The 15,623-nt window shown below is 59.5% G+C and carries 15 protein-coding genes; 1 reads left to right on the forward strand and 14 read right to left on the reverse strand.

Annotation, left to right across the window (positions count from 1 at the left end; translation table 11 throughout):
* The 9 genes from C5L13_RS26550 to C5L13_RS26590 all read right to left on the reverse strand — a co-directional run bounded on the left by C5L13_RS26550 (position 1) and on the right by C5L13_RS26590 (position 9,386).
* A complete protein-coding gene (locus tag C5L13_RS26550) occupies positions 1 to 1,344 on the reverse strand; it encodes a bifunctional folylpolyglutamate synthase/dihydrofolate synthase (RefSeq protein WP_407070478.1) in 1,344 nt (447 codons plus the stop codon).
* 41 nt (positions 1,345 to 1,385) lie between these two features.
* Complete coding sequence (accD, locus tag C5L13_RS26555) at positions 1,386 to 2,282, reverse strand: acetyl-CoA carboxylase, carboxyltransferase subunit beta (RefSeq protein WP_105386283.1); 897 nt, start codon at positions 2,280 to 2,282, stop codon at positions 1,386 to 1,388.
* 41 nt (positions 2,283 to 2,323) lie between these two features.
* Entirely contained in the window at positions 2,324 to 3,163 is an 840-nt protein-coding gene (gene trpA / locus C5L13_RS26560; protein ID WP_105386284.1) for a tryptophan synthase subunit alpha, read from the reverse strand.
* 1 nt (position 3,164) lies between these two features.
* Positions 3,165 to 4,385 carry a tryptophan synthase subunit beta gene (gene trpB, locus C5L13_RS26565; RefSeq protein WP_105386285.1) on the reverse strand — a complete coding sequence of 407 codons (1,221 nt, stop codon included), beginning with the start codon at positions 4,383 to 4,385 and terminating at the stop codon, positions 3,165 to 3,167.
* 11 nt (positions 4,386 to 4,396) lie between these two features.
* A complete protein-coding gene (locus tag C5L13_RS26570) occupies positions 4,397 to 5,053 on the reverse strand; it encodes a phosphoribosylanthranilate isomerase (protein ID WP_105386320.1) in 657 nt (218 codons plus the stop codon).
* Between the two features lie 523 nt (positions 5,054 to 5,576).
* Entirely contained in the window at positions 5,577 to 6,338 is a 762-nt protein-coding gene (locus C5L13_RS26575) for a M48 family metallopeptidase (protein ID WP_105386286.1), read from the reverse strand.
* Positions 6,339 to 6,426: 88 nt separating this feature from the next.
* Positions 6,427 to 6,849 (reverse strand): DUF2852 domain-containing protein, encoded by a 423-nt coding sequence (locus C5L13_RS26580; RefSeq protein WP_105372217.1) that lies wholly within the window; start codon positions 6,847 to 6,849, stop codon positions 6,427 to 6,429.
* Positions 6,850 to 6,997: 148 nt separating this feature from the next.
* Entirely contained in the window at positions 6,998 to 8,281 is a 1,284-nt protein-coding gene (locus C5L13_RS26585) for a polyhydroxyalkanoate depolymerase (protein ID WP_105386321.1), read from the reverse strand.
* Positions 8,282 to 8,543: 262 nt separating this feature from the next.
* Positions 8,544 to 9,386 (reverse strand): fumarylacetoacetate hydrolase family protein, encoded by an 843-nt coding sequence (locus tag C5L13_RS26590; protein WP_105386287.1) that lies wholly within the window; start codon positions 9,384 to 9,386, stop codon positions 8,544 to 8,546.
* A 148-nt stretch (positions 9,387 to 9,534) separates the two neighbouring features.
* Between C5L13_RS26590 and C5L13_RS26595 the strand changes: the two genes are divergently transcribed.
* The gene (locus C5L13_RS26595) at positions 9,535 to 10,134 is read left to right on the forward strand and encodes a nitroreductase family protein (RefSeq protein ID WP_105386288.1); all 600 of its coding nucleotides are present in this window, start codon (positions 9,535 to 9,537) and stop codon (positions 10,132 to 10,134) included.
* Between the two features lie 141 nt (positions 10,135 to 10,275).
* On the opposite strand, the gene gyrB is transcribed toward C5L13_RS26595, so the two are convergent.
* The 5 genes from gyrB to C5L13_RS26620 form a co-directional block, all read right to left on the reverse strand.
* Positions 10,276 to 12,711, reverse strand: a complete 2,436-nt coding sequence (gene gyrB, locus C5L13_RS26600) for a DNA topoisomerase (ATP-hydrolyzing) subunit B (protein WP_105386289.1) — start codon at positions 12,709 to 12,711, stop codon at positions 10,276 to 10,278.
* A gap of 139 nt (positions 12,712 to 12,850) precedes the next feature.
* Positions 12,851 to 13,216, reverse strand: a complete 366-nt coding sequence (locus C5L13_RS26605; RefSeq protein WP_105386290.1) for a helix-turn-helix domain-containing protein — start codon at positions 13,214 to 13,216, stop codon at positions 12,851 to 12,853.
* Positions 13,213 to 13,785 carry a Smr/MutS family protein gene (locus C5L13_RS26610; RefSeq protein ID WP_105386291.1) on the reverse strand — a complete coding sequence of 191 codons (573 nt, stop codon included), beginning with the start codon at positions 13,783 to 13,785 and terminating at the stop codon, positions 13,213 to 13,215. Before C5L13_RS26610 ends, C5L13_RS26605 begins: the two co-directional genes overlap by 4 nt.
* Positions 13,782 to 14,900, reverse strand: a complete 1,119-nt coding sequence (mltA, locus tag C5L13_RS26615) for a murein transglycosylase A (RefSeq protein ID WP_105386292.1) — start codon at positions 14,898 to 14,900, stop codon at positions 13,782 to 13,784. The genes C5L13_RS26610 and mltA overlap by 4 nt, the downstream gene beginning before the upstream one ends.
* Positions 14,897 to 15,595: a Tim44/TimA family putative adaptor protein gene (locus tag C5L13_RS26620; protein WP_105386293.1), complete on the reverse strand. Its 699-nt coding sequence runs from the start codon at positions 15,593 to 15,595 to the stop codon at positions 14,897 to 14,899. The genes mltA and C5L13_RS26620 overlap by 4 nt, the downstream gene beginning before the upstream one ends.
* Positions 15,596 to 15,623 lie beyond the last annotated feature (28 nt).

A 15,623-nucleotide genomic window follows, 5' to 3' on the forward strand; every position in this document is an offset into this window, starting at 1 on the left:
TTATTTTGGCGGAGTGCCGTTGTCGGCCAGCACATTGCCGGCGAAATAAAGCGATCCGCCGATCAGAATACGGGGCGGCGGGCTGTCCGGCAGTTGCCTTTCCGTAATTTCCCGTAAAGCTTCCTCCGTCGAGCCAGCCGGTTCGGCGACCAGCCCTGCGTCGAAGGCGGCATGCGCCAGAACCACCGGATCGAGAGCGGACTCGCTGCCTCTGATGCGGACGGTGAAGACATGTTCGGCAATGTCTGCAAATGCCCGGAAATAGCCGACCGGATCCTTGGTGTTGATCATGCCGGCAATGATGAAAAGCGGCCGGGACTGGCGCTCCTCAAAGGCAGCCATGGCTTCGGCAATCACCTCTCCGGCGCCCGGATTGTGCCCACCGTCCAGCCAAATTTCCGCGCCTTCCGGCGCACAGGCCAGAAGTTTGCCTTCCGTGATCCGCTGCAGCCGCGCCGGCCACTCGACCGTCGCCATTGCCTTTTCCATCATGGCTTCGGTAACCGTGAAGCCTGCGGCCTTGACAGCCCGGATCGCAGCCGCGGCATTGGCATATTGATGCCGACCGGGCAGTTTCGGCAGCGGAAGATCCGCGAGGCCAAATTCATCCTGATAGATCAGGCGGCCGAATTCCTCATGCGCGGAATAATCCTGGCCGTAGACCGCCACCGGACAGCCCAGCCGCTCGGCTGTGGAAATCAGCGCGTCATGGGCTGCGTCAAATTCCTGGTGTCCTATGACCACCGGGCGCCCACGCTTCATGATCCCGGCCTTTTCCGCCGCAATCAGTTCCACGCGGTCGCCGAGATAGGCCTGATGATCCAGCGAGATCGGCATGATGACGGAAACTGCCGGATCGGAAATGACATTGGTGGCGTCGAAACGACCGCCAAGGCCAACTTCCAGGATGACAGCATCGGCTGGCTGTTCCGAGAACAGCAGAAAGGTGGCCGCCGTCAGAATCTCAAATACCGTTATCGTCTGGCCATCATTGGCGGCTGCGATGCGGCGCAGCGCATCTGCGAGCATGGCATCATCGACGAGACGGCCCCGCCCACCCTTGACGCCGATCCGGTAACGCTCGTGCCAATTTACGAGATGCGGCGAGGTGTGAACATGCGTGGCATATCCCCCCGCCTCCAGCAGCGCACGACAGAAGGCCGTAGCCGATCCCTTGCCGTTGGTGCCGGCCACATGGATGACCGGCGGCAATTTCCTGTGCGGATTGCCGAGAACCTCGAGAAGCCGTGTGATCCGGTCAAGCGAAAGGTCGAAACCCTTCGGATGAAGGGCCATCAGCCTTTCGATTTCCTGCTCAGCCGCGCTGACAACGGGTTCGTTCATCGTGCTCATCCCGCCACTCCGGCTCTCGCCACGTCATTCGGTCAGGCGTTGACCGCAACAGGTGCTGAAATCGCCTGCTGGACCGGCTGCTTTGTCAGCATCTTCAGAATCTTCGCGAGCGTAGACGGGATATCGTGACGCTTTACGACCATATCGACCATGCCATGCTCGAGCAGATATTCAGAGGTTTGAAAACCTTCCGGAAGTTTTTCACGCAGCGTCTGCTCGATCACCCGCTTGCCGGCAAAACCGATCTCCGCGCCCGGCTCGGCAATGTGGACGTCGCCCAACATCGCGTAGGAAGCGGTGACGCCGCCGGTGGTCGGGTTGGTCAACACGACGATATAGGGCAGGCCTGCTTCCTTCAGCATATTGACCGCGACGGTGGTGCGCGGAAGCTGCATCAGCGACAGGATGCCCTCCTGCATGCGGGCGCCGCCGGACGCCGGGAAGATGACCAGCGGGCACTTTTCGGAAACCGCCCGTTCGCAGGCCCTGACGATCGCCTCGCCGGCTGCCATGCCGAGCGAACCGCCTATGAAATTGAACTCGTGCACGACGGCGACGAGCTTCAGACCCTGCACCTGGCCGACACCGGCAAGGATGGTATCCTCCTGCTCGGTCTTTACGCGGCTGTCCTTCAGACGATCGGCATAACGTTTCGAATCACGGAACTTCAACGGGTCCTGAGCGACCTTAGGCTGCTGCAGCGATTCGAAATGTCCGCCATCGAACAGATCCTTCAACCGCGCCTTGGCCGGCATCTTCATGTGATAGCCGGACGCGGGAATGACCCATTTGTTCTCTTCCAGGTCCTTGTGGAAGACCATTTCGCCGGTTTCCGGGCATTTGATCCAGAGATTTTCCGGCACGTCCCGGTTCGGGCGGCCAAGCATGGAATTGATCCGCGGCCGGACATAGTTGGTGATCCAGTTCACTTGGACGTACTCCCGTTGGAATCTTGCCTAATGTGGGAAAACTATTCGGCGGCAACAAGGCGAGCGGCGCGCACGCCAGTCGCCAAGCCACGGACCAGTGTCGAAACGGATGCGACCGTATCGGGACCTGCCGCGCCGTCCTTGGTCAGGCTGCCGGCGATCTGCGCGACGATTGCCGAACCGACCACAACGCCGTCAGCCGCCGCACCAATCGCCCTGGCATGATCGGCCGTCTTCACGCCGAAGCCGACGCAGACCGGAAGCTTGGTGTGGCCCTTGATGCGATTGACGGCGCCGGAGACCAGCGACGGGTCCGGCAGGGCCGAACCAGTGATGCCGTTCATGGAAACGTAGTAGACAAAACCGGACGTGTTCTTGAGGACCGCCGGCAGACGCTTGTCATCGGTGGTAGGGGTTGCAAGCCGGATGAAGTTGATGCCCTTGGCGAGAGCCGGGATGCACAGTTCATCGTCCATTTCCGGCGGCAGATCGACGACGATCAGGCCATCGATCCCAGCCGAGATCGCGTCATCGAGAAACTTCTCGACGCCGTAGACATAGATCGGGTTGTAGTAGCCCATCATGACGATCGGCGTCTCGTTGTCGCCTTCGCGGAATTTTTTCGCCAGTTCCAGCGTCTTTGAAAGCGTCTGGCCGCCTTTGAGCGCCCGCTGACCGGCCATCTGGATCGCCGGGCCATCGGCCATCGGATCCGAGAACGGCATGCCGAGCTCGATGACATCCGCGCCCGCCTCCGGCAAAGCCTTCATGATGTTCAGCGAGGTTTCGAAATCCGGGTCACCACCCATGAAATAGGTGATCAGAGCAGGACGGCCCTCGGCTTTCAGAGCCGCGAAACGGTTGTCCATACGAGCTGTCATGTCAGAGTTCCATTCCGAGAATCTTGCCGACGGTGAAGATGTCCTTGTCGCCGCGCCCAGAGAGGTTCATCAGGATGATCTCGTCCTTGCCCATCTTCGGTGCGCGCTTGATGACCTCGGCGAGCGCGTGGCTCGGCTCCAGTGCCGGGATGATGCCTTCAAGCCGGGTGAGAACCTGGAACGCGTCCAGAGCTTCCTGGTCCATGATCGGCACATATTCCACGCGGCCGATGGAATGCAGCCAGCTATGCTCAGGTCCGATGCCCGGATAATCGAGGCCCGCCGAAATCGAATGGCCTTCAAGGATCTGCCCGTCATGGTCCTGCAGAAGATAGGTGCGGTTGCCATGCAGAACACCCGGCGAGCCGGCGGTGATGGAGGCGCAGTGTTCTTCGCCCTGGAGACCTCGGCCGCCTGCCTCGACGCCGACGATCTTCACGCCCTGATCGTCCAGGAAGGGATGGAAGATGCCGATCGCATTGGACCCGCCGCCGACGGCGGCTATGACGACATCCGGCAGCCTGCCTTCAGCTTCCAGGATCTGCTCCCGGGCTTCGGTGCCGATAACCGCCTGGAAGTCGCGAACCATTTCCGGATAAGGATGCGGGCCGGCGGCCGTACCGATCAGGTAATAGGTGTCGTCGACATTGGTGACCCAGTCGCGCAGCGCCTCGTTCATCGCGTCCTTCAGCGTGCCGTTGCCGGCCGTCACCGGACGGACCTCGGCGCCTAGAAGTTTCATGCGGAAGACGTTCGGCGCCTGGCGCTCCACGTCCGTGGCGCCCATGTAGACGACGCAGGGGAAGCCGAACCGGGCGGCGACGGTTGCGGAAGCCACGCCATGCTGGCCGGCGCCGGTTTCGGCGATGATCCGCGTCTTGCCCATGCGCTTGGCAAGCAGGATCTGGCCGATGCAGTTGTTGATCTTGTGGGAGCCGGTGTGGTTGAGCTCTTCGCGCTTGAAATAGATCTTCGCACCGCCGAGATAGGCCGTCAGGCGCTCGGCGAAATAAAGCGGGCTCGGACGGCCGATATAGTGGGCGCCAAGATCGGCCAGTTCCTTCTGGAAGGCGGCATCAGTCTTCGCCTTTTCCCATTCGCCTTGCAGGTCCAGGATCAGCGGCATCAGCGTTTCGGCGACAAAGCGCCCGCCGAAAATGCCGAAACGGCCGTCCTCGTCGGGGCCGGAACGAAACGAATTGGGTTGTGGCGTCTGGTTCACTCTTAACTCCCTCACGCGCCTTTGCGCCCCGCTTCTGCGACGGCATCGAAAAACGCATCGATCATTCCAAGGTCCTTGATGCCCGGTGCGCTTTCCACACCGGACGAGGTATCGATACCTGTTGCCCGCGTCGAGGCGAGCGCAAGAGCGACATTATCCTTGTTCAATCCCCCGGAAAGCATGTAATCGACGCCTTCGTCAAGCGACGCCATCACGCTCCAGTCGAAGGAAACGCCGTTACCGCCCGGAAGTTCAGATCCTGGCGGGGCCTTGGCGTCGAACAAGAAACGGTCGGCGACGCCGATATAAGCATCGATCCGGTCGAGATCGCCGGCCTCCCTGATCGAAAAAACCTTCATGACCGGCAGACCGTAGAGCGCCTTGACGTGCAGTATGCGCTCCGGGCTTTCGTTGCCGTGCAGCTGCAGGATATCCGGACGGAGCAGCGAAACGATGTCGTCCAGTTCCTCGTCGTCGGCATTAACCGTGACGGCGACGATCTTGACCCGGTCGCGGACCCTGTCGGCCAGCTCGCCCGCCACGTCGGGAGCGATGTTGCGGGGACTCTTGGGAAAAAAAATGAAGCCGATATGCGTGGCGCCCCGCGCCACGGCGCGATCGACTGCCTCGGGGGTCTTCAACCCGCAGATCTTGATATCAGGTTTCATGACGCGCGGGAGTGACATGAAATCTTGCCGGAGTCGAGGCAAATCCTCCTATTTGCAGCGAACTTGGCCAAAAACTGGAGGCAGGGGCATTGGACAGAGTCCTGCCTCGGCGATCCTCGGTCTCTCGTTTCGGCCGGGACACGTCGGGTGCCTCGATTTAAGTTTTATAGGTGACACGCGACGTGTCCCGTTCGGTGTGTTTTTCCGCGCAACTCCGGTCCCTCTGCGGCGACCTGGTTTCCTTGCAGATTCCGAAGCCGGGTTGTGTGCGACACACGCACGCCCCGCCTTTTCAGGCGAGAGGGGGACCATTTTCTGCGCAGCCCCCGACGATCCGCCTGCATCAACGGCAGCTCGCCAGGGCACCGGTCCCGCCTCGCCGGTAATGCAGGCCGGTGTAGCCGAAGCGGGACGGCAGAATTGTAGGCGTGGAAAGAAAGAGGGGATGAAATGGAAGAAATTTTCCGGAGTTTTGTGCCAAGGCATTGAATTCCCTTGGCGACACCACGAAGCATTTCCTCGCTCAATCAAAATCGATCGCGTGCAGCTGCGACCCATGCTGCTTCAGCCATTTGCGGGCTTCTTCCATGCGCGGGCAGAGCTCCTTGCAGAGCGCCCAGAATTTCGGGCCGTGGTTCATTTCCTTCAGATGTGCCACTTCATGGGCTGCTAGATAGTCGATGACCAGTGGTGGTGCCATGACGATACGCCAGGAAAAACTCAAGTTACCGTCCCAGGAACAGGAACCCCAGCGGCTGCGGGTATCCTTCATGGTGATAGACTGAACCGGCTTGCGGATCGCGGCGGCATGGCGAGCAACAAGAATTTCCAGGTCCTTGCGCGCCTCCTTCTTGAGAAACACCGAAAGCCGGCGGCCCATGTGATCCTCAAGCCCGCTCACTTTTAATACCGGCTGGCCATCCAAAACCAGCGCCTCGGTTATTCCTCGGAGCGAGCCGGTGTGTTCGATGCGATGCGGGATGCCACGGACGGGAAGATAGCCATCTGGACGAACCGGATTTTCGGTGGAAAATTTCGCAAGCCGCGTCAGCAGCCATCCCTGATGGCGATCAAGAAAATCCTCGATCTCGCGTCTGCGAAGCCCCAGCGGCACCGTGAGATTAAGCGCCCGTCCGCCCGGCTCGATACGGAGCGTAATGCGGGTGGCCCGGCGGTTTTCCCTGATCGTCAGCGGCATCGCCCGGTCGCCGACATCCAGGGTGCGCTTCACCGTTTCGAGCGGTCTCGATTTTGTGCGGGAAGGCTTTTTCAGAAGCGCGAACATTCTTTCTTTGTAACCGATTCCCTTGCGTAAAAAAGCCGGCGTTTTTGGCGCCGGCTCCCATTCTGTTTCACGTGAATCCAAGCGGGAGTTACAGGTCTACGACCGGGTTCTCGCCGGAGGGCCGGTTCTTGCGCTCGCGCATGAAGCGGTCGAATTCGTCCTGGTCCTTGGCGCGGCGAAGCTCGCGGACATAGGAATCGAATTCCTCGCGCATCTCGTCCAGCTTACGGCGCTCTTCTTCGAGGCGGTCGAGTTCGGCCTTGCGCCAATCGTCGAACGCGACATTGCCCGTCGAGAAATGCGTGTTGTAACGAGACTTCGCCCTGCGGCAACCGGCGAACATGCGATCGGCGCGATCGTTTGCATCGCGCTTGAAGCCGCGAAGCCTGTCGCCGAAGAGGATGTAGGCAAGCATGGCGAGGCCCAACGGCCAGAAGACCACAAAACCGAGCACCATGAGAGCGATGGTGGCCGGCGTCCATTCCGGACGAATCAATGCTGACTGGTTCATAGGTCACACCCTAAGGTTTTCAGCGGGTGGCCGCATGCCAGCCCGACTGAATCCGATTTGGTGAGCACACGATCCCCCTTCAAGAAGGGGAATCATTAAATTCAAGAAGATGCTGAAATATATGCCGGAAATCGGAACAGAGGCGGTGTCAGCCAGCCTTGCCGCCCTTTATGACCCGCTTGAACGGCGTCGTCCTGGATGGTGTTCGGGCATGTTTTTGGGTGAACGCCACGATCCGCGGAGCGATCTCGCGGCGGAAGCGTGACCCGTTGAACACGCCGTAGTGACCGACATCCGGCTGCATGTAGTGCAGGCGCATGTCGTCCGGAATGTTCGGGCAGATGGTTTGCGCCGCCTGCGTCTGACCAAGACCGGAGATGTCGTCGTTTTCTCCCTCGATCGTGAGCAGGGCCACATTGCGGATGGCCGAGGTATCGACGGGGATATGGCGATGCATCATCTCGCCCTTCGGCAGGGAATGCTTGATGAAGACCGTATCGACCGTCTGAAGATAGAACTCCTCGGTCAGGTCCATAACGGCCAGATATTCGTCGTAGAAATCGCGATGCTTTTCAGCCGACTCGCCGTCGTTCTTGACGAGGTGTTCATAAAATTCCTTGTGGGCGATGAGGTGCCGGTCAAGGTTCATCGACATGAAGCCGGAAAGCTGCAGGAAGCCTGGATAGACGCGACGCATGAAACCCGGCTGCGGCCATGGCACATTCATGATGACGTTTTCGCGGAACCATTCGAGCGGCTTCTGCTGGGCAAGATCGTTGACCGCGGTCGGGTTGATGCGCGTGTCGATAGGTCCGCCCATCAGCGTCATCGACGCAGGGACCATCGAGTCCTGCTGGGATTCCATGACGGCCACTGCCGCAAGGACCGGCACGGAGGGCTGACACACCCCGATCACATGGGTACCGGGACCGATCACGTGCAGCATTTCGATGAGGTAGTCGATGTAGTCGTCGAGATCGAACCGGCCTTCTGCCAAAGGCACCATGCGGGCGTCGATCCAGTCGGTGATGTAGACGTCGGCATGCGGGAGAAGCGCTTCGACCGTGCCCCGCAGGAGCGTCGCATAGTGGCCGGACATCGGGGCTACCACCAGGATCTTCTGGTCCTGACCCCTGCCCGGCGGTACATGGCGTTTGAAATGCAGAAGATTGCAAAAAGGCTTTGCCCAGACGATCTCCTCGGTCACCGCAACCGTTTTTCCATCGATCGTGGTTTCCGAGTGTCCGAAAACAGGCTTGCCGTAACGACGGGTCACCCGCTCGAAGACTTCAAGGCCTGCCGCGGCAGTGCGTGCCATTGCGGTCTGCGAGAAGGGATTGAGGGGATTGGCGTAGAAAAAACGCATGGCATCCGCGGCGGCCCGGAAAGGCGCCATGACGGCATGGTTCATCTCATAAAGCTGATAGAACATCGAGGTGCCACCTTTCTTGATTTCCGACAGAGCATTCGGCAGCGGCATCGAACCAATCGGTTCGCAATTTACGGGGGGACAGGCTAGCACTTTTTTATTGCGACGCAACATGTGGGGGAAAACCGGCTGGATATTTGCCTGAAGGCGGGACGGGCGAGCACAGATCATCTGCGCTCTCTAGAATGGCGTGTAAGCCTTAAGGTTCCGTGATATCCGGGTGGTGAAGGACTCACATCGCCGGCGACGTGAGTCCTTTGATCACTTATACGTCAGCGACAAAGGTCTGACGCTGGCTGCCGAGGCCTTCGATGCCAAGCTCGACAACATCACCGGCCTTCAGGAAGCGCGGCGGCTTCATGCCGAGACCGACACCCGGAGGGGTTCCCGTGGAAATGATGTCGCCCGGATGTAGCGACATGAACTGGCTGAGGTAGGAAACCAGATAACCGACGCCGTAGACCATGGTTTTCGAGGAACCGTTCTGCATAGTTTCGCCGTTGACCTTCAGCCACATGCCGAGATTCTGCGGATTTGCGATCTCGTCCTTGGTGACGAGCCAGGGCCCGACGGGGCCGAAAGTGTCGCAGGACTTGCCTTTTGTCCACTGACCGGAACGCTCCGTCTGAAATGCACGCTCGGAGACGTCATGGCTGACGCAATAGCCGGCGACGTAATCCATGGCATCGGCTTCCGAGACGTATTTGGCGGTCTTGCCGATCACGACGCCGAGCTCGACTTCCCAATCGGTCTTTTCCGAGCCGCGCGGAATGAGGACGTCGTCGTTCGGTCCGCAGATTGCAGAGGTCGCCTTCATGAAGATGACCGGTTCCGGCGGAACAGTGGCGCCGGTTTCGGCGGCGTGGTCGGAATAGTTGAGACCAATGCAGATGAACTTGCCGGTTCCGGCGACGCAAGCCCCGATGCGGGCCGGCTGAAGCTCGGGCAGACTTTCCAGATCAATCGCCGCAATCTTGGCGAGGCCTTCCGGTGAGATCGCGGAACCAGCAATATCAGCCACATGGCCGGAAAGGTCGCGGACCTTACCGTTGCTATCGACCACTGCCGGCTTCTCCTGGCCCGGCTCACCAACGCGCATCAGTTTCAAGGAATTTTCCTCCGGTTGTCAGACAAGGTGCGTTATGGATCAAGAGCCATTGCTTGTCACGTCCGTTTCAGGGGTAAAGTGACCTGTTGCCGGCGGCAGGCCGCCGACTATCTATGTCTTTGACAGTTTGCCAAACCAAGAGAAGTTCATGACCAACAGCAATTCCCGACAATCCGAGTTTCCCATCGACGCCTTTTTTCTGGATCGGTGGTCACCTCGGGCTTTCACCGAAGAGACGATTAGCCAGGAAACGATGCTTACGATCCTGGACGCCGCCCATTGGGCACCGTCTTCCGGCAACAACCAGCCCTGGCGGTTCATCTATGCACTTCGGGGCACTGCCTCGTTTCCGGGTTTCGTCGACATTCTCGCTGCCGGCAATCAGCGCTGGGCAAAGAACGCCGCCGCGCTGATGTTCGTCGTTTCGAAAAGCTATCGGATTTCCAAGGATGGGGACCGGAAGCCCGCCTATACCCATTCGTACGATACCGGTGCTGCCTGGTTCTCCGTGATCTGCCAGACGATGAAACTCGGCTATCACGCCCACGGCATGGAAGGTTTCGACAAGGAAAAGGCAGTCGAGGTACTTGGCGTTCCGGAAGGATACCGGGTAGAGGCGGCGGCTGCGATCGGCCGGATCGCCGATCGCAGCACCCTTCCTGACGACCTTGCCGAACGGGAATTCCCCAGCAAGCGAAAGCCGGTTTCGGAAATTGCTTTCGAAGGCAAATTCACCGGAGAGCCGTGAGAGGCTTCGTCCTGAGGTTTAACAATTGTTTCACGTGAATCCCTATCCACAGGAAAGATTCACGTGAAACATTTTTGATCTGGACAAAGAAAAAGCGGCGCTCGCAAGGGCGCCGCTTTCATTGGTGCGATTGCCGAATGGTCAGATGTCGAGATTGGCGACGCTGAGCGCATTCTCCTGGATGAATTCCCGGCGCGGCTCGACTTCGTCACCCATCAGGCGCGAGAAAAGACCGTCGGCATCCGTCGCGTCGTTGACCTTCACCTGCAGCAGAGAACGGACATTCGGATCGAGCGTCGTTTCCCAGAGCTGCTCGGCATTCATTTCGCCGAGGCCCTTATAACGTTGCATCGAGAGACCCTTGCGGCCCGACGCGAAGATGGAATCGAGAAGCGCACGGGGACCTGGAATCTCCTGTGTGCCATCCTTCCGGCTGAGCACTGGCGGCGTGCGGTAGATTTCCTGCAGACGCGCCGTCATCTGGTCGATATGGCGGGCATCCGCCGAACCGATCAGGGCAACATCGACGACCGCCACTTCCTTGACGCCGCGCACCATGCGCTCGAAGCGCAGGCCGCCTTCCGTGGTAACATGGCCGGACCAGCCACGTTCCGTTTCCTCGGCGATCATATCCAGGCGACGGGCAACCTCGTCGGCCGTCTGCTGGGCGCGTTCAGGATTATCAGTCAGATCGGGATGCAATGCGCCCGCGATCGCCGCCTGCTCGATGATCGAACGGCTGTAACGGGAGTGCAGGCCGTCGACCAGAGAGCGAAGGCGAAGGGCGTCCTGGATGACTTCGCGCAGATCCTGACCGGCACGCACCTCGCCGGAGCCGAGCGTCAAGGTCGCATCCTCCAGACCCATGCTGATCAGATACTCTTCGAGCGCCTTCTCGTCCTTCAGATACTGGATCGATTTGCCGCGCGTCACCTTATAAAGCGGCGGCTGGGCGATATAGATATGCCCGCGTTCGATCAGATCCGGCATCTGCCGGAAGAAGAAGGTGAGCAGAAGTGTACGGATATGGGCGCCGTCGACGTCAGCGTCCGTCATGATGATGATCTTGTGGTAACGCAGCTTGTCGGCGTTGAACTCATCCTTGCCGATCGACGTGCCGAGCGCCGTGATCAGCGTGCCGATTTCCTGGCTCGACAGCATCTTGTCGAAGCGGGCGCGCTCGACGTTCAAAATCTTGCCGCGCAGGGGCAGGATCGCCTGATTTTCGCGCGAACGGCCCTGCTTTGCCGAGCCGCCCGCCGAGTCACCCTCGACGAGGAAAAGTTCGGACTTGGCCGGATCGCGTTCAGAGCAATCAGCAAGCTTGCCCGGCAGCGAAGCAATGTCGAGAACACCCTTGCGGCGGGTGAGTTCGCGCGCCTTGCGTGCTGCTTCGCGGGCGGCGGCGGCTTCCACGACCTTGCCGACCAATATCTTCGCTTCGGTCGGATGTTCTTCGAACCAGGTGCTCAGGGCCTCGTTGACGAGGCTTTCCACTACCGGCCGGACTTCCGAGGAAACCAGCTTGTCCTTCGTCTGCGACGAAAACTTGGGGTCCGGGACTTTGACGGAAAGCACTGCGGTCAAGCCTTCACGGCAGTCTTCACCCTGCAGCGTGACCTTTTCCTTCTTGGTGATGCCGGACGTATCGGCATAGGACGTGACCTGGCGCGTCAGCGCGCCGCGGAAGCCGGCCATATGGGTGCCGCCGTCGCGCTGCGGGATATTGTTGGTGAAGCAGAGCACGTTCTCGTGGTAGCTATCGTTCCACCACATGGCGACTTCGACGGTAATGCCGTCCTTCTCACCCTTGATGGCGACAGGCTTCTCGACCAGCGGTTTCTTGGCGCGATCGAGGTAGCGGACGAAGGCTTCCAAGCCGCCGTCATAGAGCATTTCTTCTTCACGAATATCCGGTTTGCGCTTATCGGTTAGCCGGATTCTCACGCCAGAATTCAGGAAAGCCAGCTCCCGGAGACGGTGCTCCAGCGTGTTGTAGTCATATTCGGTCATGGTGAAGGTTTGCGGGCTGGCGAGGAAAGTAACCTCGGTGCCGGATCGCCCTTCATAATCACCGATGATCTTCAGCGGAGCATCGGCGACGCCATGTGTAAACGAAATTTCGTGGATCTTTCCGTTGCGGCGAATTCTGAGCTTCAGCCAGACCGACAAAGCATTGACGACAGAAACGCCAACCCCGTGCAGACCGCCGGAAACCTTGTAGGAATTCTGGTCGAATTTTCCGCCCGCATGGAGCTGCGTCATGATGACTTCCGCAGCCGACACGCCCTCGCCGCTATGGATATCGGTCGGAATGCCGCGGCCGTTGTCCGTCACCGTGATCGAGCCGTCCGGATTGAGCGTAACGGTCACGAGGTCGGCATGGCCGGCCAGGGCCTCGTCGATCGCGTTGTCCACGACCTCATAGACCATGTGATGCAGGCCGGAGCCGTCGTCGGTATCGCCGATATACATGCCGGGCCGCTTGCGGACAGCATCGAGGCCCTTCAGAACCTTGATCGAATCGGCACCATATTCGGCACTCGCGTCATTCTCGCTGACGGGTGTATCGGTCATTAATTTTCTTCCAATCGTTTGAGATGCCGGCCAAGCGAATCACCAGCTATTCCAACCTTGGAATATAGGCAAACCGGGGCGGTTTCTAAAGGTTGGTCCCTGGGAACACGGTACGAAAGCCGTGGATGGGCGCCGAAAGTCAATCCTGAGGAGGGTTTTTCTTCAACAGCATGTCCATTTCTTCTATCACGTCCGGCGCCAAAGTGCGAATCCGTTGCGCAAGATGGTTGGCGAAGGCCGTGTAGCGCGCTGGCATGCCCGATGTGTCCAGAACCACCCTGGGATGGGAATCCTCGGCGAGCCCGAACAACTCTTCCGCCTCATCCCAGATAATATTGAAATAGCCGACAATTCTTTGCAGGAGCTCGAAGGTCGGTTTGCCGCGCCGCCCGTGCTCAAGTGCCGACAGATAGGCGGGCGTGACACCGATCGCTTCAGCCAGCATCCGCTGGGTGATGCCTCTCCGGCGGCGAAGTTCACGAAGCGCCTGACCGAACGGCGTCATTCCCGATCTTCCCCATTGGCTGTCCGGCTCCGGGCAAGACGGACGTACATGGCACCTTCCCCGCCGTGGTGCCGGGCCGCCCACTCGTAAGAGGATATCAGAAACCGGAATTCCGCTTTTGAAAACCAGAGCGGTACGGCGCGGCGCAACGCGCCTTCGCTTCCCATCGAGCTGCCTTTTCCGGTGATGACCAGGACATGGCGAAGACCCCGCTCATAAGCGCGAAGCAGGAAATCGAGCAGCAGGTCATGGGCTTCGCCTTGAAAAAGACCGTGAAGATCAAGTCGCGCCTCGATCGGGAGCCGTCCCTTGGCGAGCTTCTTCTTGACGGGCTTTTCGAGCGGATGATGAATCCTGACGGCACGTTTCGGCTTTGCAGTTTCGACAACCGGATTTTCCGGCAAAGGCGCCGCTTTCGGCCTGGCTGGCTGCTCGGCCACGAGTTTGGAAGCTTCCTGCTCCTCGAACTCGAGAATTTCCTTCATCCGTCCCGGCAAGGCACGCGCAGATTTCGCTACCTTGCCCCAGAGAATTCGTTCTTCCGGATCGAGTTTGCGGCCGCCCCTCATCCGTCGAACCCATCCGCCAGATGCCTCGGGACGAGGATATAGAAATCGGCTTCATTGCGAACCGTACCGGCCAACTCGCCCGCCTCGAAACCCGATCCGGTAAAAATGTCGCCACGCGAGGGACCGACGATTGCCGAGCCGGTATCGAGAGCCAGCATCAGCCGGCCGAAGGGTTTACCGCCATCCAGATGGGTCAGCGTCTCGGACCGGATAAAGAAGGGAAAACCGAAAGTGTGTATCTGCCGGTCCACCGCCAGCGAACGACCGGCGATCAGCGGTACCTTGGCCGCCGCTACAGGCCCGAGCGACGGATCGGAAACATCCGCTTCCCGAAAAAAGATGTAGGAGCGATTGTGCCAGAGAACGTCATCGACCTTAGCCGGATTCTGCTCCAGCCAGCGTCGGATGCTCTGCATCGAAACCGTCGTCGGATCGATCTCACCAAGGTCGATCAGAAGCTTTCCGATCGGTGAAAACGGGTGACCCGCCTTCGCGGCATACGTGATGCGCCTGACCCGTCCGTCGGGATATCTCAGCCGCGCCGCCCCTTGCACATGAGCGAAAAAGACGTCCACTTTCGATCTGGCGAAGGCAATTTCTAGGCCTTGCCCATCGAGGAAACCACGGTCTATCTCGCCGCGGTCCGGATAGGCGGCGATTCCGGTTCCAGTCTGACGCGCGAACATGTAGCCGGAGTCCATTCCAGTCGGACGGTTGGAGTCGTCAATGTCGATCAAGTCCGGGGGGCGGTAATAGAAAGGATGGCGCCATGTCTCGTCGGATGTCTCCGAGACCTCGACTTCCGGCTCGTAAAAGGCTGTTACGAAACCCCGGCGACCGTCTTGCCTGGCGATCAGAAACGGAATGCAGTGAGTTTCAAAGAAAGCGCGAGCCGACGCCGCATCGGAAGGACTGTCGCCTGCCTTTTCAAAGAACGTCGCCAGATCGCCCGCGGTCAAGCCGAGCGAGCCGGTACGATAGGGCTTTACCTTGAGGATATGCTCGAGACACGCCCGCATTCCGGGAAAAAGCGCCCGCGGGTCGTCCTCCTCCCATCCTGCCAGATCGGAGAAGGCAACCCGCCTCAGCGTGTAACCAGCAGAGCCGTCCGTCATTGCTCGGATTCGGTGGCGACCAGCTTCCAATTCGGGTCGCGGGAACGGATGTCGCGGGCGAAGGTCCAGATGTCCGTGACCTCGGCCACCGTCTCCTGATCACCATCAATCAGCGTACCGGCCTTGTCGTAGGTGGCGGAGATCAGCTGGCTGACGATCCGTATCGTGATCTGCGTCTCGGAATCCTTGATGGCGGCATGGGTGATGTCCGATTTGTCGATCCCGACAAATGTGGATTTCACCACCTCTCCTCTCGCTTCGCGTTCGGAGATCGCCGCATCGAAACCTTCGTAGACTTCCTTCGAGAGCAGACCTTTAAGCGTCTTGCGGTCGCCATCGGCAAAGGCCATGACAACCATCTCATAGGCCATTCGCGCACCATTCAGGAAATCGCGCGGGCGGAAAGACGGATCTGCCCTCAAAATCTCCCGAAGTGCAGCATTGAGCGGTGTGTCGGGTTTGGCAACCGCATCGATGTCCACATAACGCTGTTCGTCATCGGAGGCATCACGGCGCGGCAAGGTCACGACCTTACTATCGTCCCCGCCCGGATTTTTCGCCACATCTCGCGGGCTGTAGGGGTCGAACGGCGGTTTCTCGTTTCCCGTCCGCCGGCCGAGCACACTGCGCAGTTGCAGGAAGATCAGCACCGCGGCGACGAGGAAAAAGAGTGTTATAAAGTCGTTGGAACCCATATTGACCCGCAATGCCGTTTAAATCGTT

It is taken from the genome of Neorhizobium alkalisoli (assembly GCF_002968635.1).
GTDB lineage: Bacteria > Pseudomonadota > Alphaproteobacteria > Rhizobiales > Rhizobiaceae > Neorhizobium > Neorhizobium alkalisoli.